This window comes from Oryzisolibacter propanilivorax, assembly GCF_900103645.1.
GTDB classification, from domain to species: domain Bacteria; phylum Pseudomonadota; class Gammaproteobacteria; order Burkholderiales; family Burkholderiaceae_C; genus Melaminivora; species Melaminivora propanilivorax.
On the sequence record NZ_FNHP01000011.1, the window covers coordinates 72,149 to 95,071 of the forward strand.

The window sequence follows — 22,923 nt, forward strand, 5'->3', positions numbered from 1 at the left end:
AGCCTGGCATGGCGCCAGGACACCACGCTGCGGCGCCCTCGCCTGCCCTGGATGCCGCCGCTCTTCGGTAGGGGAGTGCTGCCCCGGCGCAAAGCCCTGCCGCCCGTGCGCCGGCACGCACCGGCGCGGCCGGGATGGCGCAAGATGCGCCCGGAACCAAAGCCCGTACCGCGCCCTCTACCGACCACCATGTTTTCCCTGCTGCTGCGGCGACTGTTCACGGTCGCTATTTTTTTAATAGCTGCAGGCCCTTTATTCACAAGGGCTGAGGCACAGTTTCTTCTCAAAACACCGAATGCGGCGGGCGCCGGCGGCGCCACGGTCACCACGCCGCACGTCAGCGCCGAACTGGTGGCGCACGCGCCCGACGGCATCGGCCCCGGCCGGCCGCTGCAGCTGGGCCTGCTGATCCGCCACCAGCCCGACTGGCACACCTACTGGCTGAACCCCGGCGACTCGGGCCTGCCGACGCAGCTGCAGTGGCAGCTGCCGGAAGGCATCGACGCCGGCGAGATCGCCTGGCCGGTGCCGCGCAAGATCCCGCTGGGCCAGCTGGCCAACTACGGCTACGAGGGCGAGGTGCTGCTGCCCGTGCCGCTCACCGTCTCGCCCGCCTGGCGCCCCGGCCCGCTGGCGCAGGACGCCACCTTCCAGCTGCACGCCAGCTGGCTGGTGTGCCGCCAGGAATGCATCCCCGAGGAAGGCCGCTTCACCCTGCAGGTGCCGATCCAGGGCACCACCGCCCTGCACGCCGCCGCGTTCCGGGCCGCCGCCGACGCCCATCCGCGCCCGCTGCCCGCCGATGGCGGCAGCGCCCGGGTGGACGGCGACGCGCTGGAGCTGCGCGTGGCCGGCCTCCCCGCCGGCTGGCGCGGGCGCGACCTGGAGCTGTTCGCCGAAACGCCCGGCGTGCTGCGCCACGCCGCCGCGCCCGAGCAGTCCTGGGACGCCGACGGCCTGTGGCGCGCGCGCGTGCCGCTGTCGCCCGAGCGCAGCGAAGGCCCCGAGCCGCTGCCGCTGGTGCTGGCGCAGAGTGGCGCCGGCGTGCGCGTGGCGCTGCCGGTGACGGGCGGCTGGCCGCCGCTGGCGCCCGCGGCCGAGGTGTCGCCCGCCCTGGCGGCGGCGCTGGCGGCGAATGCGCGCGATGCCGCGCCGGCCGCCGCGCCTGTCACCCCGGCGCCGCTGGCCGCTTGGCTGGCGGCGCTGGCCGGGGCGCTGCTGGGCGGGCTGGTGCTGAACCTGATGCCCTGCGTGTTCCCGGTGCTGGCGATCAAGGTCGCCGGTTTTGCCCGGCACGGCCAGGACCTGCGCGCGCAGCGCCTGGGCGGCCTGGCCTATGCCGCCGGCGTGGTGCTGTCGTTCCTGGCGCTGGGCGCGGGCATGCTGGCGCTGCGCGCGGCCGGCGAGGCGGTGGGCTGGGGCTTTCAGCTGCAGTCGCCGGCGGTGGTCGCGGCCCTGGCCGCGCTGTTCACGCTGATCGGGCTGAACCTGGCCGGATTGTTCGAGTTCGGCAGCCTGCTGCCCTCGTCGCTGGCCAGCCTGCAGGCGCGCCACCCGGTGCTGGACGCCTTCCTGACCGGCGTGCTGGCGGTGGCCGTGGCCTCGCCGTGCACGGCCCCCTTCATGGGCGCGTCGCTGGGCCTGACGGCCACCCTGCCGGCGGCCCAGGCACTGGCCATCTTCGCCGCGCTGGGGCTGGGCTTGGCCCTGCCGTATGGGCTGGCCGCCTGGCTGCCGGCGGTGGCGCGCGCGCTGCCGCGCCCGGGCGCCTGGATGGACACCCTGCGCCGGCTGCTGGCCTTCCCGATGTTCGCCACCGTGGTTTGGCTGACCTGGGTGCTGGGCCAGCAGGTCGGCATCGACGGCGCGGCCGCGCTGCTGGCGCTCCTGGTGTTGCTGGCGCTGGTGGTCTGGACGCTGACCCTGCGCGGCGGCGCGCGCGCGCTGCTCGCTCCGCTTTCGATAGCTGCAGGTCTATGGTTGGCATGGGCTTGGGCGCCCAAACTCGTGCAACCGGCACCCACCGCCGTGGCCGTCGGTGCACCGGCCGCGCAGGGCGCCTGGCAGGCCTGGCAGCCGGATCTGCCGGCGCAGCTGCTGGGCCAGGGCCGGGCGGTGTTCGTGGACTACACCGCCGCCTGGTGCGTCACCTGCCAGTACAACAAGCAGACCACCTTGGCCGACGCCGAGGTGCTGCAGGACTTCGCCGCCAAGAATGTGGCGCTCCTGCGCGCCGACTGGACGCGGCGCGACCCGGCCATCACCGCCGCCCTGGGCGAGCTGGGGCGCACCGGCGTGCCGGTATACGTGCTGCACGCACCCGGCCGCGCGCCGGTGGTGTTCAGCGAGATCCTGGGCCGCGCCGAGCTGCGCGCGGCGCTGGCGGCGCTGTAGCCGGGCGCGCAGGCTATTGGCGTCCTTGCTCCCTTGCCCCCGCCAGGGGTAGAGGGCGGGGGTGAGGGGGCAAGGTTCAGGCGCGGCGCCTGCACCAGCCCTCCCACCCCCACCCCCACCCTCTCCCGCCCTGCGGGACAGGGAGCGACGAAAGCGGTGTCTCGCCGACGCGCCGAAAGACCCTGCGCGGCCTGCCCCGGTTACCCCTGAAACCGCCCTGCGCCGGGATAATTTTCGGCATGACCACGCAGCGCGTTTCCCGCATTTCCCATTCCCTGCTGGCCGGTGCCACCCTGGCGCTGGCCCTGTCCGCCGCCCCGTCCCTTGCGGCCAACACCCAGACGGCCGCACCAGGCGCCGCCACACCGCTCAAGGAAGACCTGCGCTTCAAGACGCAGTCGCCCCAGGTGCGCGAGCTGCAGGTGCGCCTGCGCCAGGCGAAATACCTGGCGGTGGTCGATGTGGAAGACCGCTTCGGCCAGCTGACGCGCGCCGCCGTCATCAAGCTGCAAAAGGACGCCGGCCTGCGCCAGACCGGCGTGGTCGATCAGGCCACCTGGGACGCGCTGGCCGCGCGCTCGCGCCCGCCGACGCAGGCAGAGCTGACCAACACCGACATCGGCCCGTGGTTCGTCGCCCCGAACGAACCAGGCTTCATGCGCGAGCTGCAGCACCGCCTGAAGCAGGCCGGCAGCTACCAGGGCCCAGTCAGCGGTGCATTCGACGAAGCCACGCGCCAGGCCATCGCGGCCTGGCGCACCCGCATCAACCTGCCGGCCAGCGAGGTCATGGACGAGCGCAGCTGGACGCCGCTGTTGCGCCGCACGCGCCTGCCACGCTACGCCGACCTGTTCGACGCCCCGCCGCAGAGCGACACCACGCAGCAGCTGGACCCGCGCTGCACCACCGGCCGGGTGATCTGCATCTCGCGCCAGCAAAAGAAGATGTCCTTCGTGGACAACGGCCAGATCCGCTTCACGCGCGAGGCGCGCTTCGCCATGCCGGGCTGGGAGAGCGACGAGGGCGAGTTCCGCATCTGGTACATGAACCACGAGACGGTGTCCAAGATCTTCGGCGAGCGCACGCCCATGCCCTACGCGCTGTTCTACGACCGCAACGTGGCCGTGCACTATTCGCAGGATTTCGCCGACAAGGGCTACGCCGGCGGCTCGCACGGCTGCAGCCAGCTGCGCGACTACCAGGTCGCCAAGTGGCTGTACGAGCAGGTCAAGGTGGGTGACCGGGTCGTCGTCTATTGAGGCGGGTCAAGACGCGTCAGGGGTATCGCAGCGCCCGCACCCGAGGGCGCTGCGACAATCCCCGCCCATGACGACGACGAGCTCCTCCTTCGCCCCGCTGGCCAACGACACCTTTCTGCGCGCCTGCCGCCGCCAGGCCACTGACTACACCCCGCTGTGGCTGATGCGCCAGGCCGGCCGCTACCTGCCCGAGTACAAGGCCACGCGCGCCAAGGCAGGCAGCTTCATGGGCCTGGCGACCAACGTCGACTACGCCACCGAGGTCACGCTGCAGCCTTTGGCCCGCTTCGCGCTGGACGCGGCGATCCTGTTTTCCGACATCCTCACCGTGCCCGACGCCATGGGCCTGGGGCTCACCTTCGCCGAGGGCGAGGGCCCGCGCTTCGCGCAGACCGTGCGCACCGAAGACGACGTGGCCCGCCTGGCGGTGCCCGACATGGACCGGCTGCGCTACGTCTTCGACGCGGTGACCAGCATCCGCCGCGCGCTGGACGGCCGGGTGCCGCTGATCGGCTTTTCCGGCAGCCCCTGGACGCTGGCCTGCTACATGGTCGAGGGCCGCGGCAGCGACGACTACCGCCAGGTGAAGAGCCTGATGTACGCCCGCCCGGACCTGATGCACCGCATCCTGGAGGTGAACGCCGACGCCGTGGCGCAATACCTGAACGCGCAGATCGACGCCGGCGCGCAGGCGGTGATGATTTTCGACAGCTGGGGCGGCGTGCTGGCCGATGGCTGCTTCCAGCAGTTCAGCCTGGCCTACACCCGGCGCGTGCTGGCGCAGCTCAAGCGCACCGGGGTCGACGGCCAGGACGTGCCGCGCATCGTCTTCACCAAGGGCGGCGGCATCTGGCTGCAGGACATGGACCGCCTGGACTGCGAGGTGCTGGGCCTGGACTGGACGGCGAACCTAGGCCATGCCCGCGCGGTGGTCGGCGGCCAGGCCGGCGGCCCCGGCAAGGCGCTGCAGGGCAACCTGGACCCGAACGTGCTGTTCGCCCCGCCGGAGGCCGTGGCGCGCGAGGCGCGTGCGGTGCTGGACAGCTTCGGCAAGCCGCACACCGACCCCACGACCTGCGGCCCGACGCACATCTTCAACCTGGGCCACGGCATCAGCCAGTTCACTCCGCCCGAGCACGTCACGGCCCTGGTCGAGACGGTGCACGGGCACTCGCGCGCGCAGCGCCGCGGCTGAGTCGGCCAACCGGGCGCCCGGGAGGTCAAACGCGACTGTCGCGTCGCAACTTATGCACACTCGGGCGCGGGCGGTGCACCGGCACGCCGCCCCGCCAGGGCCGTCGCGCAACCGGCAGCAGCCCTTACCCATCCATCGCAAGTGATTGATTCATAAGGCATCGCGTTTTATGCCTTTTTCCTGGGCAGCTTAAGCAAAGCACGGTTTGACAAGGGTTTGCGGACGGTCGCCGCAAGTTGCCAACAAAGTTATCCACAGAAATTCTGGATGACTGCGCAAACGCTTGCAAAATCAACTACTTGTCGCCGGATATAGATGTTTTTTCGGGCCGTGTCGGCGCTGTCCTACCACAATCCAGCCCTGCAAAAGTCCTTGACAAGTCAGTTGTACACATGTTTGGTGAAGCGGCGGGGTACTGCCCAAAAACTGCGTGGAAACCCGGAACTTTTTTGCGCCGCAGCAAAAGTCATTGATTCCATTGGATTTTTTCTTCCGCTCGATGCAAAGGCGATAGCACTCGAGCACAGCCCAATGCGGGCTGTTCGCGTTTCGCAAGTCCCTTTCCACAAAGTTATCCACAGGGTGGGTCGAATACGTAAGGAAGGCACAATGCCCTGCCCGCCTGCTTCCCATCACCTGGCCGCGTTTTGACCTCTGCCATCCCGCCTTTCTCGGCTGATATTCCGCCGGCCACGCCGCTGCTGCCGGTGGCTGTCGCCACGCCGGCGCACAGCGGCGTCGGCGCACTGCTCAGCTATGCCAGCGCCGCGCCGCTGCCGCCCGGCACGCTGGTGCGGGTGCCACTGGGCGCGCGCGAGGTGCTGGGCGTGGTTTGGGACGCGCCCGAGCAGCCGTTGACGCTGCCCGACGGCCGCGCGCCGCGCGCCATCGCCGGCGTGCTGGAGGGCATCGCGCCGCTGGGCAGCAGCTGGCGCAGGCTGGTGGAGTTCGCCGCGCGCTATTACCAGCGCGCCCTGGGCGAGGTGGCACTGGCCGCGCTGCCGCCGCAGCTGCGCGACCTGCGGCCCGAGCAGCTGGCGCGCCGGCTGCGGCGCGCGGCCACCGCCCCGCCGGCCGCCCCCGGCGCTATCGAAAGCGTAGCTTACAGCCCTGAGCAGGCAAGGGCCATCGCCGAAATAGACCAGGAAAACGGCCCCTTCCTGCTGTTCGGCAGCACCGGCAGCGGCAAAACCGAGGTGTACCTGCACTGCATCGCCCGGGCACTGGCGGCCGACCCCACCGCGCAGGCGCTGGTGCTGGTGCCCGAGATCAACCTGACGCCGCAGCTCGAGGCCCGCGTGCGCGCCCGCTTCGCGCCGGTATATGGCGATGCGGCGCTGGTGACCCTGCACAGCGGCATGACGCCGCCGCAGCGCCTCAAAAGCTGGCTGGCGGCGCACACCGGCGCGGCGCGCATCGTGCTGGGCACGCGCATGGCGGTCTTCGCCAGCTTCGCCCGCCTGGCGCTGATCGTGGTGGACGAAGAACACGACGCCAGCTACAAGCAGCAGGAGGGCGCGCGCTACCACGCGCGCGACCTGGCGCTGTGGCGTGGGCGTGAGGAAGGCGCCAAGGTCATCCTGGGCAGCGCCACGCCGTCGCTGGAGAGCTGGCACGCCAGCCGCCCCGCCACCGCCGACGACCCGCAAGGCGGGCGCTACCGGCGCCTGTACATGCCCAGCCGCATCGGCGCTGGCGCGCTGCCACGCGTGCGCCTGGTGGACTTGGGCCAGCAGCCGCCCAAGGCGGTGTTCGCCCCGGCGCTGCTGGCGGCCATCACCGAGCGCGTGCAGCGCGGCGAGCAGTGCCTGGTGCTGCTGAACCGCCGCGGCTTCGCCCCGGTGCTGCACTGCCATGCCTGCGGCTGGAAGAGCGACTGCCCGCACTGCAGCGCGCACCAAGTGTTCCACAAGGCCGACCGCTCGCTGCGCTGTCACCACTGCGGATATGCCTCGCGCGTGCCGCGCGCCTGCCCGTCCTGCGGCAATCCGGACATCGCCCCCATCGGCCGCGGCACCGAGCAGCTGGAGGAGCACCTGGCGCGCCTGCTGCGCAACGTCATCGTGGAGCCGGCCGGCCGCGCCGCGCGCGTGGCGCGCATCGACGCCGACACCACCCGCGCCAAGGGCGCGCTGGAGGAGCAGCTGGCGCAGGTGCACGCCGGCGAGGTAGACGTGCTGGTGGGCACGCAGATGGTGGCCAAGGGGCACGACTTCCGCCGCATCACCCTGGTGGCGGCGGTGCAGCCCGACGGGGCGCTGTTTTCCAGCGACTTCCGCGCGCCCGAGCGGCTGTTCGCGCTGCTGATGCAGGCCGGCGGGCGCGCCGGGCGCGACGCGCACTACGTCGCCGCGCAGGGCGGCGAGCCGCCCGAGATGTGGGTCCAGACCTGGCACCCGGACCACCCGGTCTATGCCGCGCTGCGCCGCCACGACTGGCCGGCCTTCGCCGCCCAGCAGCTGGACGAGCGGCGCGAGGCCGGCATGCCGCCGTTCGCCTACCAGGCGCTGGTGCGGGCCGACGCGCGCGCGCAGGAGACGGCGCAGGCTTTCTTGACTGCCGCCGCGGATGCCGCGCGCGCCGCGCAGCTGCCGGGGCTGGAGCTGGTGCACCTGTTCCCGCCGGTGCCGCTGGCGGTGCAGCGCGTGGCCGGCGTGGAGCGCGCGCAGATGCTGCTGGAAAGCCCGTCGCGCGCGGCGCTGCAGGCGTTCCTGGCGGCATGGCAGGCGCTGTTGCACGCCGAGCGGCCCCGGCACAAGGGACTGGTGCGCTGGCTGATGGATGTGGACCCGCAGGCGATTTGACGGGCGCGCGACGCGGCGGTACCGCATTGACGGCCTTTTGTGCCACTGGCCCATATGGGCACAGGGCCTGCAGCTATCAAAAGCGCAGCATCACATCAGCAATGCCACCGCCCCGGAGAACGTCAGGAACGCCAGCGCCGTACTCACCAGAATGACGCGCGCGATGCGCCCGCCGTGCGCGCCGAAGCGCTCGGCCAGTAGCGAGACGTTGCTGGCGCTGGGCAGCGCCGCCACCAGCACCAGCGTGGGCACGGCCAGGGGCGCCGGCGCCCAGCCCAGCGCCAGGGCGGCCTGGCACGCCAGCCAGACCAGCAGCGGGTGCGCCAGCAGCTTGGCCAGCGCCAGCGGCACATAGGCGCTGGCGGGCACGCGCTCGTGCGCGTTCATCTGCGAGCGTGCCAGCACCGCGCCGATGGCGAACAGCGCCACCGGCGAAGCGGCGTCGGCCAGCATGCCCACGGTGCGCGCCAGCGGCCCGGGCAGCGCGAAGTGCGTGGCCGAGGCCAGCGCGCCCAGCGCGATGGCCCACGGCAGCGGATTGGCCAGCACGCCGCGCAGCGCCAAGCGCAGCGCCCGCCCGGCGCTGCCCTGCCCCAGCGACAGGCGCGACAGCGCCACGCACAGCGAGGTGGTCAGCACCATGTCCAGCGCCACCGTGGGGATGACGGTGCCAGCCGCCGCCTCGCCCAGCAGCGCCACCAGCAGCGGCACGCCCATGAAGCCGGAATTGGGGAAGGCGGTCACCAGCGCGCCGAAGGCGGCGTCGTTCCAGCCCCAGGCGCGGCGCGTGGCGGCCACCACGGCGGCCACCAGCACCAGGGCGCACAGCACATACACCGCGGCCACCACCGGGTCGAGCAACTGGGCGATCGGGGTGTCGGCGCCGAAGCGGTACAGCATGCAGGGCAGCGCGAAATACAGCACGAAGCCGTTCAGGCCGGCAATGGCGGTCAGCGGCAGCCACCCCCGGCGCGTGGCGACCCAGCCGGCCAGCACCAGCGCAAAGAAGGGAAAGGTGACCGACAGGACCGATAGCACCGGGCGATTGTGCCGGTTACATCCGCTGGCACAGGCCCTCGCTATCATCGTGCGCTGCGCATTTTCCGGGGCCTGCGCCGCCCCGGCCCTGGCGCCCGCGCCCGGCCTGCCGCACCATGCTGCGCGCCCTGCCATGCCTCGCCCTTGGCGTCGCTGATCTTTCCGCTTTCTTTCTTCTGTCTCTGCCCATGTCCGGTCTGAACCTGGCCCAGCTGCAAGCCGTGCACTACACCGAGGGTCCGTGCCTGGTGCTGGCCGGCGCCGGCTCAGGAAAAACGCGCGTCATCACGCACAAGATCGCGCGCCTGATCGAGACCGGCATGCCAGCGCGGCGCATCGCCGCCATCACCTTCACCAACAAGGCCGCCGCCGAGATGCGCGAGCGCGCCGCGCAGCTGATCGGCCGCCAGGCCAAGGACGTGCTGGTGTGCACCTTCCACGCCCTGGGCGTGCGCATGGTGCGCGAGGACGGCCACGCGCTGGGCCTCAAGCCCAACTTCAGCATCCTGGACCAGGACGACGTGACCAGCATCCTGAAGGACTGCGCCGGCGGCACCACGGACCTGGCCACCGCGCGCCAGTGGCAATGGATCATCAGCGGCTGGAAAAACCAGGGCTGGGACGCGCGCAAGTCGCTGGCCATGGCCCAGGACGACCACGAGCGCAGCATCGCCCTGGTCATGCAGCGCTACGAGGAGCGCCTCACCGCCTACCAGAGCGTGGACTTCGACGACCTGATCGGCCTGCCCATGCGCCTGCTCAAGGGCCACCCCGAGGTGCGCGAGAAGTGGCAGCGCGTGCTGGGCCACGTGTTGGTGGACGAGTACCAGGACACCAACGCCACGCAGTACGAGCTGCTGAAGATGCTGGTGGGTGAACGCGCCCGCTTCACCGCCGTGGGCGACGACGACCAGAGCATCTACGGCTGGCGCGGCGCGACGCTGGACAACCTGAAACGCCTGCCGCTGGACTTCCCGCAGTTGAAAGTCATCAAGTTGGAGCAGAACTACCGCTCGACTTCCGCCATCCTGCGCGCGGCCAACAACGTCATCGGCCCGAACCCCAAGCTGTTCCCGAAGACGCTGTTTTCCGAGCTGGGCGAGGGCGAGCCGGTGCGCGTGGTGGCCTGCGACAACGAGGAGCACGAGGCCGAGCGCGCGGTGGCGCGCATCCTGGGCCTGCGCGCGGCGGCCAACCCGCCACCGGCGTGGAAGAGCTTCGCCATCCTGTACCGCGCCAACCACCAGGCCAAGCCGTTCGAGAAGGCCCTGCGCAAGGCCAGCATCCCCTACAAGGTCTCGGGCGGCACGTCGTTCTTCGACCGCGCCGAGATCCGCGACCTGTGCGCCTGGTTCCGGCTGTGGATCAACAACGATGACGACCCGGCCTTCCTGCGCGCCGTGGCCAGCCCGAAGCGCGGCATCGGCCACACCACGCTGGGCGCCCTGGGGGGCTTCGCGGCGCAGCACAAGCAGAGCATGTTCGGCGCCCTGTTCAACGCCATGCTGCCGGCGGCGGTGCCCAAACGCGCGCTGGAGGGTCTGCTGGAGTTCGGCCGCACGGTGAACGACCTGGAGCACCGCGCGCGCCACACCCACGGGCACGAGGCGGCGCACGCCTTCCTGGCCGAGTGGCTCCAGGACATCGGCTACGAGCAGTACCTGTACGACAGCGAGGACAGCGAGAAGGTCGCCAGCGCGCGCTGGGGCAACGTGCTGGAGTTCTGCGACTGGATGGCGCAGCGCGCCGGCGGGCAGATCGAAAACACCGGCGGCGCCACCACGCAAAAGGAAATCAAGAGCCTGCTGGAAGTCGCCCAGACCATCGCCCTGCTGTCCACCATCTCCGAGCGCGAGCAGGAGCAGGACATGGTGGTGCTGTCCACCCTGCACGCCAGCAAGGGGCTGGAGTGGCCGCACGTCATCCTGGCGGGCGTGAACGAGGGCATGCTGCCCTTCAAGCTGGACGACGACGAGGGCCGTCAGGAGAAAGTGGCCGACGACGTGGCCGCGCGCCTGCAGGAAGAGCGCCGGCTGATGTACGTCGGCATCACCCGCGCGCAGCGCACCCTGGCGGTGGGCTGGAGCAAGAAGCGCAAGAAGGGCCGCGAGATGGTCGCCGCCTTGCCCAGCCGCTTCATCGCCGAGATGAAACTGGACGCCGCCACCAGCCGCGAGGACCCGCGCGAGAAGCTGCGCCAGCTGCGGGCAGAATTCGCCGCACGCGCGCAGGGCCAGGCGGCTGCAACCACCCCTGCGGCCTGACCTGCTGCCACTCACTTTTTCATAGCCACAAGCCGTTATACCCAAAGGGCTTGCGCGCAAAAACACCCAAATTCCGGCAAACACCGGCCTCTTTATCCATGAAACCCAGCACCCTGCTCCCCTTCGCCCTGGCTCTGAGCGGCGCGGCCCTGCCCGCCCTGGCGCAGACCTCTGGCGCGCCTGCGGCGCCACCCGGCAGCCCCGATGCCGGCTGGCGCCAGTGCTCCGCGCTGCAGGACGGCCCGCAGCGCCTGGCCTGCTTCGACCAGTGGGCCGGCCGCCAAGCCTGGACTGCACCGGCGGCCAGCGCCAACACCACTTTGGGCACCGGCGGCGGCGACGCCGCCACGGCCGCCGCGCTCGCCGCCCTGCCCGCGCCCGAGACCGCGCCCCAGCCCGAGCCGGTCATCGCCCTGAAGGTGGCCGACGGCTGCCGCGACGGCGACTACACCACGCTGTCGCGCTTCTGGGAGCTGGAGGCCGGCACCGACTGCGGCCCACTGCGCTTTCGCGGCTACCGGCCGATCAACGTCTCGGTCGTGGCCGGCAGCAACGTGAACCGCCAGCCCACCTCCAGCAACCCGAACAACAGCGCCACCCAGCCGGTGGACTACCGCCGCGCCGAGATGCGTGTGCAGCTGTCGGTGCGCACCAAGCTGGCCAGCGACCTGCTGACGCGCGGCGATGCGCGGCTGCGCGACTCGCTGTGGGTCGGCTACACGCAGCAGTCGTACTGGCAGCTGTTTTCCTCGAACATCTCGCGACCGTTTCGCAACACCGACCACGAGCCGGAGATCATGTACGTCTACCCGACGCAGGCCAAGCTGCCCTTCGGCTGGCAGTGGCGCTACAGCGGCATCGGCCTGGTGCACCAGTCCAACGGCCAGAGCGACCCGCTGTCGCGCAGCTGGAACCGCGCCTACCTGATGACCGGCTTTGAGCTGAACGACCGCTTCAGCCTGACCGCGCGCGTCTGGAAACGCCTGCACGAGAGCGCCGGCAGCGACAACAACCCGGGCATCAGCGACACCGTGGGCCGCTCCGAGTTCACCCTGGGCTGGAACGCCACGCCGCACGACCGCCTCACCTTGACCACGCGCCACGCGCTGGCCGGCAGCTGGCGCGGCTCGGCACGCCTGGACTGGATGCAAAGCCTGGGCACGCGCTTCGCCGGCCCGCGCAGCAACCTGCGCCTGCACACGCAGCTGTTCTCGGGCTACGGCGACAGCCTGATCGACTACAACAGGAAGCGCACCGTCTTCAGCGTCGGCCTGAGCCTGGTGGACTTCTGAGCGGCGGGCGCCTTCGCCACCCCGCCGTTTCTGACAGCCTGTTACGCCTTCGCCCGTGCCACGCCTTGTGGTGTACGGGTAAGGCTTTCACAATCGTCCGCAGCGCGGCGATAGCCCGCCTCTGCGAGCCGGGCAACTGACCGTCTTCTGCAGCGGTGTTCGGGCCTTTCCGAAAGCCAGCGCGTTTGCACAATGCGCCCTGGAAGGAGAAGGAGACCCTCATGGACCTGCAGTACCAGCTCAAGGCCGGCAGCTACTACCTGTACGACCTGCGCGATGCGCCCAGCACCGTCACCGGCGAGCGCCGCTTCAGGCTCAAGACTGACAGCGTCGCCATCGCTTTCGACCGCCTGACCGGCGAGGTGCACCAGCACGGCAGCCCGGCGCGCATCCAGTCCTGGGCCACGCACATGCGCCGGCGCCTGCGCGCCGCCGGCCGGCTGGATGTGGCCAACGACCTGGTGGTGGTCTCGGGCCCGCTGCCGGTCGAGGAAATCAACAAGTGCCTGTGGGTGGCCGGCTACTGCCGCCGCCTGCTGGCGCGCCTGGCCAGCCTGCCGCACGGCAAGCTGCAGCGCGCGGTCGATCCACATTCCTGGCGAAAAGCGGCCTGAGCCCTTGTGAAAAAAGGGCCTTCAGCTATCAAAATAAAAGCAAAACGCCGGCCTTGCTGCCGGCGTTGTCGCAACCGCCGCGCGGCGGGCCTGCCTCAGGCGGCGCCGGCGTCGTCCAGCTCGTCGCCTTCCGCCGGCTCGGCGTGCTTGACCACCGTCACCGGCACCGGGCTGTGCTCGACCAGCTGCTGCGACACCGACCCCAGGAAGGCGCCGCGCAAGCCACCCAGGCCGCGCGCGCCGATGAACAGCGCGTCGCAGCCGCAGCGCTCGACCATGTCCACCAGCGTGGCTGTCACCGGCCCCAGGCCCAGTTCGGTCTCGTGCGGCACGCCTGCAGCCTGCACCAGCGCCAGGGCCGACTGCAGCAGGTGCTGGCCGGCCTCCACGCTGGCCTCGGCGATGGCGTCGGCGCCCTGGGTGGCCAGCTCCAGCAGCGAGGCCTCTTCCTGCACATGCCCCAGCACCAGCGTGGCCTGCAGGCCACCACGGCGCACCAGCGCCAGCGCGTGATGCACGGCGTCCAGCGCCAGGTCCGAACCATCGACGGCAATCATGATCCTCAGCATGTTCTTTCTCCTGCGGTAGCTATAAGAAACGTGCGGCCAGTGTAGGCGCCCGCTCTGGGACAATTCGCGCCCTATGCTGCAATTCGACCTGCTCGCCACCGACCCCGCCAGCCATGCCCGCCGTGGCCGCCTGACCCTGAACCACGGCGTGGTGCAGACCCCCATCTTCATGCCCGTGGGCACCTATGGCACCGTCAAGGGCGTGATGCCGCAAAGCCTGCGCGACATGGGCGCACAGATCATCCTGGGCAACACCTTCCACCTGTGGATGCGCCCCGGGCTGGACGTAGTGCAGAGCTTCGGCGGCCTGCACGCCTTCGAGCAGTGGGACAAGCCGATCTTGACCGACTCGGGGGGGTTTCAGGTCTGGTCGCTGGGCGCCATGCGCAAGATCACCGAGGAGGGCGTGTATTTCCAGAGCCCGGTCAATGGTGACAAGCTGTTCATGTCGCCCGAGGTCAGCATGCAGATCCAGACCACGCTGAACTCCGACATCGTCATGCAGCTGGACGAATGCACGCCGTACGAAACCCAGGGCCGCCTGACCACCGAGGCCGAGGCGCGCAAGAGCATGGAGATGAGCCGGCGCTGGGCGCTGCGATCCAAGGCCGAGTTCGAGCGCCTGGGCAATCCCAACGCGCTGTTCGGCATCGTGCAGGGCGGCATGTTCGAGCACCTGCGCCAAGAGTCGCTGCAGGCCTTGGTCGAGATGGACTTCCCCGGCTACGCCATCGGCGGCGTCTCCGTGGGCGAGCCCAAGGACGAGATGCTGCGCATCATGGCGCACACGCCGCACCGCCTGCCCGCCACCAAGCCGCGCTACCTGATGGGCGTGGGCACGCCCGAGGACCTGGTGGACGGCGTGGCCTGCGGCGTGGACATGTTCGACTGCGTCATGCCCACGCGCAACGCGCGCAACGGCACCCTGTTCACGCGCTACGGCGACCTGAAGATCCGCAACGCCCGCCACCGCGCCGACCACCAGCCGCTGGACGCCACCTGCACCTGCCACGCCTGCGCCGGCCCGCAGGGCATCGCTTGGAACGACGGCGGGCGCGGCGGCTTCTCGCGCGCCTACCTGCACCACTTGGAGCGCTGCGGGGAGATGCTCGGCCCGATGCTGACCAGCATCCACAACCTGCACTACTACCTGAACCTGATGCAAGGGATCCGCGACGCGCTGGATGCGGGCACGTTCAGCCAGTTCCACGCGCAGTTCAAGGCGGACCGGGCGCGCGGCGTGTGAGCGGCAGGGCGCCGCCGCCCGACAGGCCCGGCGGCGCTGCGGGTTGCCTGCACCGGGCGTGCGGCTTTTTTGCGACGCCTGTGCGACCCACTTCTGCGCGAGGAACGGCGCCGCTACCATGGCGCGTTTTCCACCCGCCGGGCAGCCAGCGGCCCGGCGCGGGCCTGCGCTGGCCCCAGTGTTTCACCACTGCAACGACCGGAGACCCACCCCATGCACCGCAAAGCCGTCAACCCCCTTGCCCTCCCGCTGTCCCTGGCCCTGCTGGGCCTGCTTGGCGGCTGCGCCTCGCAAAAGGCGGCCGCGCCGGCGGCAGAGGACAAAGCCAGCAGCAGCGCGCCGAGCCAGACCGTGAAATCGCGCGACGGCAGCTACGAGGGCGAGGTCATCGGCAAGCCCCGGCCCGGCAGCAAGTTCGCGCGCCTGCAGATCGGCATGCACATGGACGAGGTGCAGGAAAAGATGGGCCACGCGCCCGACCGCTTCCACACCTACGAGTCGGGCAAGCGCTGGATCCCGTTCTACTTCGGCAGCGATGCGCGCCGCCTGCAGGCCCTGTACAAGGGTGAGGGCTGCCTGATCTTCACCGGCGGCAACGTCTGGGGCGGTGCGGGCGGCGAGCTGATGAGCATCCAGCACGACAGCACGGGCGCCTGCTACCAGCCCTGATCCAGGCCAGGCGCGGCCGAGCCGCACGCCGCGTCCGGCCGGCCCGCCTGAAGCAGCCGGGCGCGCCACTTCTTTTTCAAAACCGACCGCGAGTCCGTCCATGTTGACCCTGCACCACCTCGACACCTCGCGCTCGCAGCGCATCCTGTGGCTGCTCGAAGAGCTGGGCGTGCCGTACGAGATCCAGCGCTACGCGCGCGACCCGCGCACCAAGCTGGCGCCGCCCGCGCTGAAGAAAATCCACCCGCTGGGCAAGTCGCCGGTCATCACCACCGAGGACGGCGAGGCGATCGCCGAGTCCGGCGCCATCCTGGAATACCTGGGCGAGCGCTACGCGGCCGAAGCCACGGGCGATCTGGCGCACCTCGTGCCCGCGCCTGGCACACCCGAGCACCGGCAGTGCCGCTTCTTCCTGCACTACGCCGAAGGCTCGCTGATGAACTGGCTGGTCATGAAGCTGGTCTTCCAGACCGTGCCGCGCCAGCCCATGCCGTTCTTCGTGAGGCCGGTGGCACGGGCGCTGTGCGCGGGGGTGCAGGCCAAGCTGATCGACCCGAACCTGGCGACGGCCACCGCGTTCCTCGAAGAACACCTGGCCACGCACCGCTGGTTCGCCGGCGAGCACCTGACGCTCGCCGACTTCCAGATGAGCTTCGCGGTCGAGGCGCTGCTGTCGCGCGGCGCCGATGCCGCGCCGCGCCTGCGCGCGCTGCAGTCGCGCATCCACGTCCGCCCGGCCTGGCAGCGCGCCCTCGCCAAGGGCGGTCCGGTGCTGATGAGCTGACCTGCCCCGGCTGCGTTCAGGGCGTACGCGGCACCAGCTCGGGCGGCGGCGGCTCGTCCCGCCCGCCACCGGGTGCGTCGGGCTGCGACACGGCAGCCGGCCGGTCCAGCGCCGGGGCCACGGCGGCCGGCGCCGCCGGCGTGCCGCAGGCATGGCAAAAGCGTGCGAAGGTGCTCTTGCGCGTGCCGCAGGCGCCGCAGCGGTCGAACAGGCCGATGCCGCAGTGCGGGCAGAAGTCGATGCCGGTGTTCTTCAGGTCCACCGGCCGCTCGCAGCCCGGGCACACGCCCTTGGCCAGGTGCGCCAGCGCGGCGTCGTAGCCCAGCTCGCGCCGGCGCTGGGCGTCGGGCAGGCTCTCGGCCTGGTGCTGGCGCTCCAGGTAGCGGTTCAGCGCGACGATGGCCCAGCGCCCGACCAGCACGGTGATGACGATGCCGACCGCGTAGCGCACATAGCCGCCGTAGCTCGGCAGGTACGGCACCAGCTCGACGAAGAAGGCGAACAGCGCGAACCAGATGAAGCCCCAGACGAAGGGCCACCAGGTGCTCTTGCGCTTCTTGGCGAACAGCCAGCCGGCGGCCACCAGCAGCGGCAGGGTCAGCGCCAGGCGGTACAGGAAGACGCGCAGCTCGACGCGCCGCTGCTCCTGCGCCATGCGCGCATGGCCCTCGCGCTCCAGCTCGTCCAGCCGGTGCCGCGCCTGCTCGGCGCTCTGGCGTGCGTCCAGCAGCGCCTGCTCCTGCTGCTCCAGCGCCTGCTGGGTGGCGCGCTCGCGCGCCTGCAGCGCGTCCAGGCGGCGCGTGCGGGCGAGCACCTCCGGGTCGTGCTCGGCGCGCTGGGTGACGCTGCGCGTGGCCAGCCAGTTGTCGAAGCTCTCGCGCTCGGAGCGCGACTCGCTGCGCGCCTTGGAGCGCTGCAGCCGCGCCTGCTCCAGCGCGCTGTGCGCCTGGGCGCGCGCCTCCTCGGCCGCCTCGACCTGGGTGCGCAGCGGCTGCACCGCACGCAGGTCCAGGAAGTCGTCCAGCTCCAGCTCGGCTTCCACGCGCGGCAGGTCGCCCACCAGCGTGCCGCCCAGCCCGATCAGGAAACCGGCGAACACCACCGCCACCAGCCACAGGCCGCGGCGAAACCACTTTTCCGACAGTCGCAGGGCTTTGCCCATGTCGCTCTCCTTCTCCAAACTGTGAATGTCTGCTACTTTTTCAGTAGCTGCAGGCCCTTGCAACACAAGGGTCCAGGTCGTTTTTCATCATAAGTCAGCGTCCTGCAGCCGCAGCATCTGCGGCGCGCCGGCCAGGCCGCTGCGCTGCAGCCACTGCAGCACCGAATCCACCGTGACGGTCTCGATGCGCCCGGCATGGCGCTGCGCCGGCGGATGGTCGTCGAAGGCGACGTGCGCCCGTGTCAGCCGTGCGCCCAGGCGCGTGAGCGGGCCCAGGGTGAGGGTGCCGGGCACATAGCCCTGCGCGCGCAGCCACTGCTGCGCCTGTGCGCGCGTGGCGATCTGCTGCGGCTGCAGGGCGGCGGCCAGGGTCTCGACGGCCCACTGGTTCGACTGCTGGTAGCGTGTGCCCCAGGCGTAGCTGACCATGCTGTAGGGCCGGTGCTGCAGCGCGCGGGTGCGCGCGTCGTCCTGCAGCAGCGCGTGCAGCCGCTGCTGCACCTGCGGGGCGGGCACGGCCCAGACGGCCTCGTGGCGCCACAGGTCGTCCAGGAAGAACTCGCCCAGGCCCTGGTGCCACAGGTGGCCCTCGGCGCTGCCGCAGTCGTTCAGCTTGTGCGCCACGCGCCAGCGGCCGTCCGGCAGGCGCCAGGCCCAGCCCAGGTGCGACCAGCGCAGGCCGTAGCGCGTCAGGTCCTGCCCGGCGCGCGCCAGCAGCACCACCTGCGCGCCGCTGGCGTCCAGCGCCTGGGCAGTCTGCGCGGCCAGGCGCATGCCGCGCTCGATGGTGCGGGCCGTGGGCTTGTGTCCTGTGCAGTCCTGACCGGCCTGCGCCGGGGTGACCGCCAGGAACAGCAGCGCCGCTGCCGCGGCAGTGGTGGCCGTCAGCGGGCGCCGGGCGCCGGCGGCAGCGGCGCGTGCGCTCTGAAAGATGAGAGGTCGCGTGCACATGGCGTCACAACCTCTCGCTGTACAGCAGCGCCTGGCCCAGCGCATTCGGGATGAAGGCCACCACCTCGCCCGCGGCCAGCAGCAGCGTGCCGCTGGCGATCACGCTGCACGCCAGCACGCTGCCGACGGACAGCGCAGCGGCCGAGGCGGCGGCCGCGCCCAGCGCGATGCTGGCCTGGGCGCCGTCGGAGGCGCGCTCCAGCAGATATACCGTGCCGTGCGCCGAGGCCTCCACCGCGCGCACGGTGAGCACCGCGCCGCTGGCGAGCAGCGCCACCGGCAGCATGGCGACGGCGCCGGCGGCCACCGATGCGCCGCCCGAAGCCACCGCGACCGACGCCACCGGCAGCAGCGACAGCGCGGCCGAGGCCTCGCTCTGCGCCCATGCCGGGCGGGTGGCAGAGAAGGCCAGAACCAGCGCCAGGGCCGGCAGCACCCCGCGGGCCAGGCGTTGCAGCGGGTGGGAACGCTTGGAAGCGGTGGGGACGGACGTGGCGGCCCGGAGGGCCGGCGCAGGCACGAGGGGAGAAAAGGACAGGGACATGGTGGACTCCGGTCGCAGGTCAGGCAGGGCGGCGCGGCACGCCGGGACGCTCGGGCGGCGGGTCACTGCGCGTCCTCCGCCGCACGCTGGCGGCCGGTCCAGCGCGCCTCGGCCAGGTCGGCCTCGTGCCGGTCGCGCAGCATCTTGGCCAGGGTGAAGGCGCTGGAGATCAGGTACAGCCAGCCCACGGCCAGGAAGGCCTTCCAGGTCGGGTGGATGGCCAGCTGCCACAGGCCCCAGCCGGTCAGCGCCATGGCGGTGGCGAAGCCGCCCCAGACCACCAGGCGCCACAGCGGCGTGTCGGCCGCGCCTTCCGCAGCGCCGGCCTGCCGGTCGCGCACGAACTTGGCCAGCACGAAGGCCGCCGACAGGCAGAACACGTAGCCCATGAACATGAAGGCGCGCGCCAGCGGCTCGCCCGGCAGCCAGGCCAGGCCGGTGGCGCACAGGAACACGGCGGCGCCGAACGAGGCCCAGACCTGCAGCTGCCAGGCGCGGCTGTCGCGCAACATGCGCGGGGCACGGGAGGAAGGGGAAGGATGCTGCATGGCGGTCTCCACGAGGGGGTTGAACATGACCGCCATGGTGCGCGGCGCGGGCCGCGCAGTCCTGCTTTCAGTGCTGCAGTGGCGCTACGCACCGCTGCGGGTATCGCTTGGCGATACCCGGCTGCATTGTCAGCCGAGAGCCAGCAGCGCCGCCACGCGCTCGCGCAGCGCCTCGGGCTGCACCGGGAGGTGCGCCGGCAGCGGCGCGCCCACGTTCAGCCCGACGCGGTTGAACAGGCCGCGCCGGAACGGCCGCACCATCGCCCCGCCCTCCTCGATGCGGCTGAAGAACGAGCCCCACAGGTGGGTCAGCGCCATCGGCACCACCGGCACCTGCAGGCCGTCGGCGCGGGCGCGCTCCAGGATCTTCACGATGCCGCCCTTGAACGGCTGCAGCTGGCCGTCGCGGGTGATGCCGCCTTCGGGGAAAATGGCCAGCAGGTCGCCTTCCCGCAGCACCTGCGCGGCGCGCTCGAAGGCGGCGTCGTAGGTGGCGGGGTCGTCCTTCTGCGGCGCGATGGGGATGGCGCGCGCCAAGCGGAACAGCCAGCCCAGCACCGGCACGCGGAAGATGCGGTGGTCCATCAGGAAGTAGATCGGCCGCGGGCTGGCGGCCATCAGCAGCACGGCATCGACGAAGCTGACGTGGTTGCACGCCAGGATGGCCGCGCCCTCGGTGGGGATGTGCGCCTCGCCGCGCACGCGGAAGCGGTACACGCAGCGCGACAGCATCCAGGCGACGAAGCGCAGCAGGTATTCCGGCACCAGCAGGAAGATGTAGCCCGCCACCAGCGCGTTGGCGATGGCCGTGAACAAAAACACCTGCGGGACGCTGAAGCCCGCCGACAGCAGCGCACCGGCCAGCACGGCGCTGGCGATCATGAACAGGGCGTTCAGGATGTTGTTGGCGGCGATGATGCGCGCGCGGTGCGTGGCCTGGCTGCGCAGCTGGATCAGCGCGTACATCGGCACGCTGTACAGGCCGGCGGACAGGCTCAGGAGCGCCAGGTCGGCCATCACGCGCCAGTGCGCCGGCTGCGCCAGGAAGGTCGCCAGGCCCATGGTCGGCACCTCGGGGAGCGCGCGCGAGGCGAAGTACAGGTCGACCGCGAACACGCTCATGCCGATGGCGCCCAGCGGCACCAGCCCGATCTCCACGTGCCGGCGCGACAGCACCTCGCAGAGCAGCGAGCCGGTGCCGATGCCGACCGAGAACACCACCAGCAGGAGCGACGCCACCTGCTCGTCGCCGTGCAGCACGTCCTTGGCGAAGCTCGGGAACTGCGACAGGAACACCGCGCCGAAGAACCACATCCACGAAATACCCAGCAGCGAGCGGAAGACGACGATGTTGCCGTGCGCCAGCCGCAGGTTGCGCCAGGTCTCGCTGACCGGGTTCCAGTTGATGCGCAGCCCCGGGTCGGTGGCCGGCGCGGGCGGGATGGCCTGCGCCACCGCGCGCCCGGCCAGCGCCAGCAGCACGCAGGCCGCCGCCACGCTGGCATGGCCCACCTGCGGCAGCGCCACCAGCAGCCCGCCGGCCACGTTGCCCAGCAAGATGGCGACGAACGTGCCCATCTCCACCATGCCGTTGCCGCCCGTCAGCTCGCGCTCGCTCAAGGCCTGCGGCAGGTAGGCGAACTTCACCGGCCCGAACAGCGTGGAGTGCAGCCCCATCAGGAACACGCAGGCCAGCAGCACGGCGGCGCTTTCCGCCACGAAGCCGGCGGCGGCCACCGCCATGATGGCGATCTCCAGGTTCTTGACGAAGCGGATGATGCGCGTCTTCTCCAGCTTGTCGGTGATCTGCCCCGCCGTGGCCGACAGCAGCAGGAACGGCAGGATGAACAGCGCGCCAATCACCAGCCCGGCCAGCGCCGGTGGCAGCCACGCCACCTGCAGCTGGTAGGTGACCATGACGGTGAACGCGAACTTAAACAGGTTGTCGTTGGCCGCGCCGGCGAACTGCGTCCAGAAGAACGGCGCGAAGCGGCGCTGGCGCAGCAGGGCGAACTGATTGGGGTGCGGCGGCGCGGCGGTGGCGGCAGGGTCAACGGCGACGGGGGCGGCGGGGTGAGTCATGGCGGGGCCTGTGGTGGCGAACGTCTGGCGCGCATTGTGCGGAAAGCGGCGCGCGCCTGTGCGCGATGTGTGACCGTGGCGCAGGCCGGGCGCCGCGCGGTATCGCCATGGGATACTTTTGGCCCATGAGCACCACCGCCGACCTGGTCGCCGCCCTGAAGGCCGAACTCAAGGCCGCGCGCATGACCTACGCCGACCTGGCACGTGAGCTGAACCTTGCCGAGTCCAGCGTCAAGCGCATGCTGGCGCGCGGCGACATGCCGCTGGCGCGGGTGGACGCGATCTGCCGCGCGCTCAAGCTCGATTTCGCCGACCTGGCGCGGCGCGTGGCCGACAGCCAGCCATTGCTGCAGGAGCTGACCCAGGAGCAGGAGCGCGCCGTGGTCGCCGACAAGAAGCTGCTGCTGATGGCGATCTGCGTGCTCAGCCAGTGGACGCTGGCGCAGGTACTGGCCACCTACCGCCTGGACGAGGCCGAGGGTGTGAAATACCTCGCGCAGCTGGACCGCATCGGCATCATCGAACTGCGCCCGGGCAACCGCTACCGCCTGAAGCTCGCCAAGACCTTCCGCTGGCGCCCGCGCGGGCCAGTCATGGAGTATTTCCGCGAGCACGCGCTGCTGGACTACTTCGGCGGCGCCTTTGACGGCCCCGGCGAGGGCGTGCTGCTGGTGCACGGCGCCATCGCGCACAGCCAGCGCGTGGCCTTTATGGAGCGCATGCAGCGCGTGGCGCAGGACTTCGCCCAGCAGCACTTGGCCGACCAGCGCCTGCCCGAGGCCGAACGCGCGGGCTGCACGCTGCTGCTGGCGCTGCGCGAGTGGGAGTTCGCCGCCTTCACCGCCATGCGCCGGCCGGCGGCGTCGCTATCGAAAAAATAGCTGCAGGCCCCCGCTGGATAACCTCCAACGCCGGTTTTTTGCGCCAAGACGTGAGGCAATGCGGCGGATGTGACACAACGTCACATTGTTTCGCTTGCCGGCAACCTTGGGCTGCATGGCCGTTGACGCAACCTTCCGACCATGGCTCCATCGCCATCCAACAAGGAGGACCCCATGGCACGCACTCTCCCCCTCACCACCGCCTGCGCCGCCCTGACGCTCGCCCTGGGCCTGGTCACCGGCGCCGCGCAGGCCGCGTCCAATGCCACCGTCGTCATCCAGACCGGCGCCCAGCCCGGCTACGTGGTGCCGCCGCCCCCGGCGCCGCGCTACGAGCGCGTTCCGGCCGCACGCCGCGGCATGGTCTGGTCGCAGGGCCACTGGGAATGGCGCGGGCGCCGCCATGTCTGGGTACCGGGCCAGTGGGTGCGCGTGCGCCACGGTCAGCGCTACGTGCAGCCCGGATGGCACCAGCGCAACGGCCAGTGGGTCTATGCCGCCGGCCGCTGGGACCGCGACGGCGACGGCGACGGCGTGCCCAACCGCCACGACCGCCGCCCGAACAACCCCTATCGCTACTGACAGGGGGGCGCGCCAGCCGGCTTCATAACCATATAGCGCGCCCGA

At 71.1% G+C, this 22,923-nt stretch carries 19 protein-coding genes; 12 read left to right on the top strand and 7 right to left on the bottom strand.

The features are described 5' to 3' along the window. Positions 1-189: 189 nt before the first annotated feature. The 4 genes from BLQ61_RS15370 to priA all read left to right on the top strand — a co-directional run bounded on the left by BLQ61_RS15370 (position 190) and on the right by priA (position 7,652). Positions 190-2,394, top strand: a complete 2,205-nt coding sequence (locus BLQ61_RS15370; RefSeq protein ID WP_091572282.1) for a protein-disulfide reductase DsbD family protein — start codon at positions 190-192, stop codon at positions 2,392-2,394. A gap of 239 nt (positions 2,395-2,633) precedes the next feature. After that, complete coding sequence (locus BLQ61_RS15375; protein WP_091572284.1) at positions 2,634-3,653, top strand: L,D-transpeptidase family protein; 1,020 nt, start codon at positions 2,634-2,636, stop codon at positions 3,651-3,653. A 67-nt stretch (positions 3,654-3,720) separates the two neighbouring features. Beyond that, a complete protein-coding gene (gene hemE, locus BLQ61_RS15380) occupies positions 3,721-4,848 on the top strand; it encodes a uroporphyrinogen decarboxylase (protein WP_091572287.1) in 1,128 nt (375 codons plus the stop codon). 647 nt (positions 4,849-5,495) lie between these two features. Further along, positions 5,496-7,652, top strand: coding sequence for a replication restart helicase PriA (priA, locus tag BLQ61_RS15385; protein WP_425415625.1), 2,157 nt, complete (start codon positions 5,496-5,498; stop codon positions 7,650-7,652). 90 nt (positions 7,653-7,742) lie between these two features. Here priA and BLQ61_RS15390 read toward each other — a convergent pair whose 3' ends face one another. Continuing rightward, positions 7,743-8,690 carry an AEC family transporter gene (locus BLQ61_RS15390; RefSeq protein WP_091572290.1) on the bottom strand — a complete coding sequence of 316 codons (948 nt, stop codon included), beginning with the start codon at positions 8,688-8,690 and terminating at the stop codon, positions 7,743-7,745. A 188-nt stretch (positions 8,691-8,878) separates the two neighbouring features. Between BLQ61_RS15390 and BLQ61_RS15395 the strand changes: the two genes are divergently transcribed. The 3 genes from BLQ61_RS15395 to BLQ61_RS15405 all read left to right on the top strand — a co-directional run bounded on the left by BLQ61_RS15395 (position 8,879) and on the right by BLQ61_RS15405 (position 12,860). Next, positions 8,879-10,954: an ATP-dependent helicase gene (locus BLQ61_RS15395; RefSeq protein ID WP_091572292.1), complete on the top strand. Its 2,076-nt coding sequence runs from the start codon at positions 8,879-8,881 to the stop codon at positions 10,952-10,954. Positions 10,955-11,052: 98 nt separating this feature from the next. Next, a complete protein-coding gene (locus BLQ61_RS15400; protein WP_091572295.1) occupies positions 11,053-12,246 on the top strand; it encodes a phospholipase A in 1,194 nt (397 codons plus the stop codon). A gap of 221 nt (positions 12,247-12,467) precedes the next feature. Further along, complete coding sequence (locus BLQ61_RS15405; RefSeq protein WP_091572398.1) at positions 12,468-12,860, top strand: hypothetical protein; 393 nt, start codon at positions 12,468-12,470, stop codon at positions 12,858-12,860. A 95-nt stretch (positions 12,861-12,955) separates the two neighbouring features. On the opposite strand, the gene BLQ61_RS15410 is transcribed toward BLQ61_RS15405, so the two are convergent. Continuing rightward, positions 12,956-13,429: a universal stress protein gene (locus tag BLQ61_RS15410; RefSeq protein WP_091572298.1), complete on the bottom strand. Its 474-nt coding sequence runs from the start codon at positions 13,427-13,429 to the stop codon at positions 12,956-12,958. A gap of 73 nt (positions 13,430-13,502) precedes the next feature. Between BLQ61_RS15410 and tgt the strand changes: the two genes are divergently transcribed. The 3 genes from tgt (at position 13,503) to BLQ61_RS15425 (ending at position 16,128) form a co-directional block, all read left to right on the top strand. Then, the gene (tgt, locus tag BLQ61_RS15415; protein ID WP_091572300.1) at positions 13,503-14,675 is read left to right on the top strand and encodes a tRNA guanosine(34) transglycosylase Tgt; all 1,173 of its coding nucleotides are present in this window, start codon (positions 13,503-13,505) and stop codon (positions 14,673-14,675) included. 213 nt (positions 14,676-14,888) lie between these two features. Continuing rightward, the gene (locus BLQ61_RS15420) at positions 14,889-15,344 is read left to right on the top strand and encodes a hypothetical protein (RefSeq protein ID WP_091572304.1); all 456 of its coding nucleotides are present in this window, start codon (positions 14,889-14,891) and stop codon (positions 15,342-15,344) included. Positions 15,345-15,444: 100 nt separating this feature from the next. Next, positions 15,445-16,128 carry a glutathione S-transferase family protein gene (locus BLQ61_RS15425; RefSeq protein WP_091572306.1) on the top strand — a complete coding sequence of 228 codons (684 nt, stop codon included), beginning with the start codon at positions 15,445-15,447 and terminating at the stop codon, positions 16,126-16,128. Between the two features lie 16 nt (positions 16,129-16,144). Here BLQ61_RS15425 and BLQ61_RS15430 read toward each other — a convergent pair whose 3' ends face one another. The 5 genes from BLQ61_RS15430 to BLQ61_RS15450 form a co-directional block, all read right to left on the bottom strand. Then, positions 16,145-17,290, bottom strand: coding sequence for a zinc ribbon domain-containing protein (locus tag BLQ61_RS15430; protein ID WP_091572405.1), 1,146 nt, complete (start codon positions 17,288-17,290; stop codon positions 16,145-16,147). An 87-nt stretch (positions 17,291-17,377) separates the two neighbouring features. Beyond that, positions 17,378-18,241, bottom strand: a complete 864-nt coding sequence (locus tag BLQ61_RS15435; protein ID WP_091572308.1) for a DUF2145 domain-containing protein — start codon at positions 18,239-18,241, stop codon at positions 17,378-17,380. 4 nt (positions 18,242-18,245) lie between these two features. Then, complete coding sequence (locus tag BLQ61_RS15440) at positions 18,246-18,785, bottom strand: hypothetical protein (RefSeq protein WP_245704097.1); 540 nt, start codon at positions 18,783-18,785, stop codon at positions 18,246-18,248. Between the two features lie 62 nt (positions 18,786-18,847). Continuing rightward, positions 18,848-19,333, bottom strand: a complete 486-nt coding sequence (locus tag BLQ61_RS15445) for a YiaA/YiaB family inner membrane protein (RefSeq protein ID WP_091572409.1) — start codon at positions 19,331-19,333, stop codon at positions 18,848-18,850. A gap of 129 nt (positions 19,334-19,462) precedes the next feature. Next, positions 19,463-21,415 carry an MFS transporter gene (locus BLQ61_RS15450; protein ID WP_091572311.1) on the bottom strand — a complete coding sequence of 651 codons (1,953 nt, stop codon included), beginning with the start codon at positions 21,413-21,415 and terminating at the stop codon, positions 19,463-19,465. Between the two features lie 125 nt (positions 21,416-21,540). Here BLQ61_RS15450 and BLQ61_RS15455 point away from each other — a divergent pair, with 125 nt between their 5' ends. Both BLQ61_RS15455 and BLQ61_RS15460 read left to right on the top strand, forming a co-directional pair. After that, positions 21,541-22,296: a helix-turn-helix domain-containing protein gene (locus BLQ61_RS15455; RefSeq protein ID WP_091572314.1), complete on the top strand. Its 756-nt coding sequence runs from the start codon at positions 21,541-21,543 to the stop codon at positions 22,294-22,296. A gap of 174 nt (positions 22,297-22,470) precedes the next feature. Then, complete coding sequence (locus tag BLQ61_RS15460; RefSeq protein WP_091572316.1) at positions 22,471-22,878, top strand: YXWGXW repeat-containing protein; 408 nt, start codon at positions 22,471-22,473, stop codon at positions 22,876-22,878. Positions 22,879-22,923 lie beyond the last annotated feature (45 nt).

Coding starts and splice junctions, on each gene's coding strand:
- BLQ61_RS15370 (WP_091572282.1), top strand. CDS start 190: ATGTTTTCCCTGCTGCTGCGGCGACTGTTCACGGTCGCTATTTTTTTA.
- BLQ61_RS15375 (WP_091572284.1), top strand. CDS start 2,634: ATGACCACGCAGCGCGTTTCCCGCATTTCCCATTCCCTGCTGGCCGGT.
- hemE (WP_091572287.1), top strand. CDS start 3,721: ATGACGACGACGAGCTCCTCCTTCGCCCCGCTGGCCAACGACACCTTT.
- BLQ61_RS15395 (WP_091572292.1), top strand. CDS start 8,879: ATGTCCGGTCTGAACCTGGCCCAGCTGCAAGCCGTGCACTACACCGAG.
- BLQ61_RS15400 (WP_091572295.1), top strand. CDS start 11,053: ATGAAACCCAGCACCCTGCTCCCCTTCGCCCTGGCTCTGAGCGGCGCG.
- BLQ61_RS15405 (WP_091572398.1), top strand. CDS start 12,468: ATGGACCTGCAGTACCAGCTCAAGGCCGGCAGCTACTACCTGTACGAC.
- BLQ61_RS15410 (WP_091572298.1), bottom strand. CDS start 13,429: ATGCTGAGGATCATGATTGCCGTCGATGGTTCGGACCTGGCGCTGGAC.
- tgt (WP_091572300.1), top strand. CDS start 13,503: ATGCTGCAATTCGACCTGCTCGCCACCGACCCCGCCAGCCATGCCCGC.
- BLQ61_RS15420 (WP_091572304.1), top strand. CDS start 14,889: ATGCACCGCAAAGCCGTCAACCCCCTTGCCCTCCCGCTGTCCCTGGCC.
- BLQ61_RS15425 (WP_091572306.1), top strand. CDS start 15,445: ATGTTGACCCTGCACCACCTCGACACCTCGCGCTCGCAGCGCATCCTG.
- BLQ61_RS15430 (WP_091572405.1), bottom strand. CDS start 17,290: ATGGGCAAAGCCCTGCGACTGTCGGAAAAGTGGTTTCGCCGCGGCCTG.
- BLQ61_RS15435 (WP_091572308.1), bottom strand. CDS start 18,241: ATGTGCACGCGACCTCTCATCTTTCAGAGCGCACGCGCCGCTGCCGCC.
- BLQ61_RS15440 (WP_245704097.1), bottom strand. CDS start 18,785: ATGTCCCTGTCCTTTTCTCCCCTCGTGCCTGCGCCGGCCCTCCGGGCC.
- BLQ61_RS15445 (WP_091572409.1), bottom strand. CDS start 19,333: ATGCAGCATCCTTCCCCTTCCTCCCGTGCCCCGCGCATGTTGCGCGAC.
- BLQ61_RS15450 (WP_091572311.1), bottom strand. CDS start 21,415: ATGACTCACCCCGCCGCCCCCGTCGCCGTTGACCCTGCCGCCACCGCC.
- BLQ61_RS15455 (WP_091572314.1), top strand. CDS start 21,541: ATGAGCACCACCGCCGACCTGGTCGCCGCCCTGAAGGCCGAACTCAAG.
- BLQ61_RS15460 (WP_091572316.1), top strand. CDS start 22,471: ATGGCACGCACTCTCCCCCTCACCACCGCCTGCGCCGCCCTGACGCTC.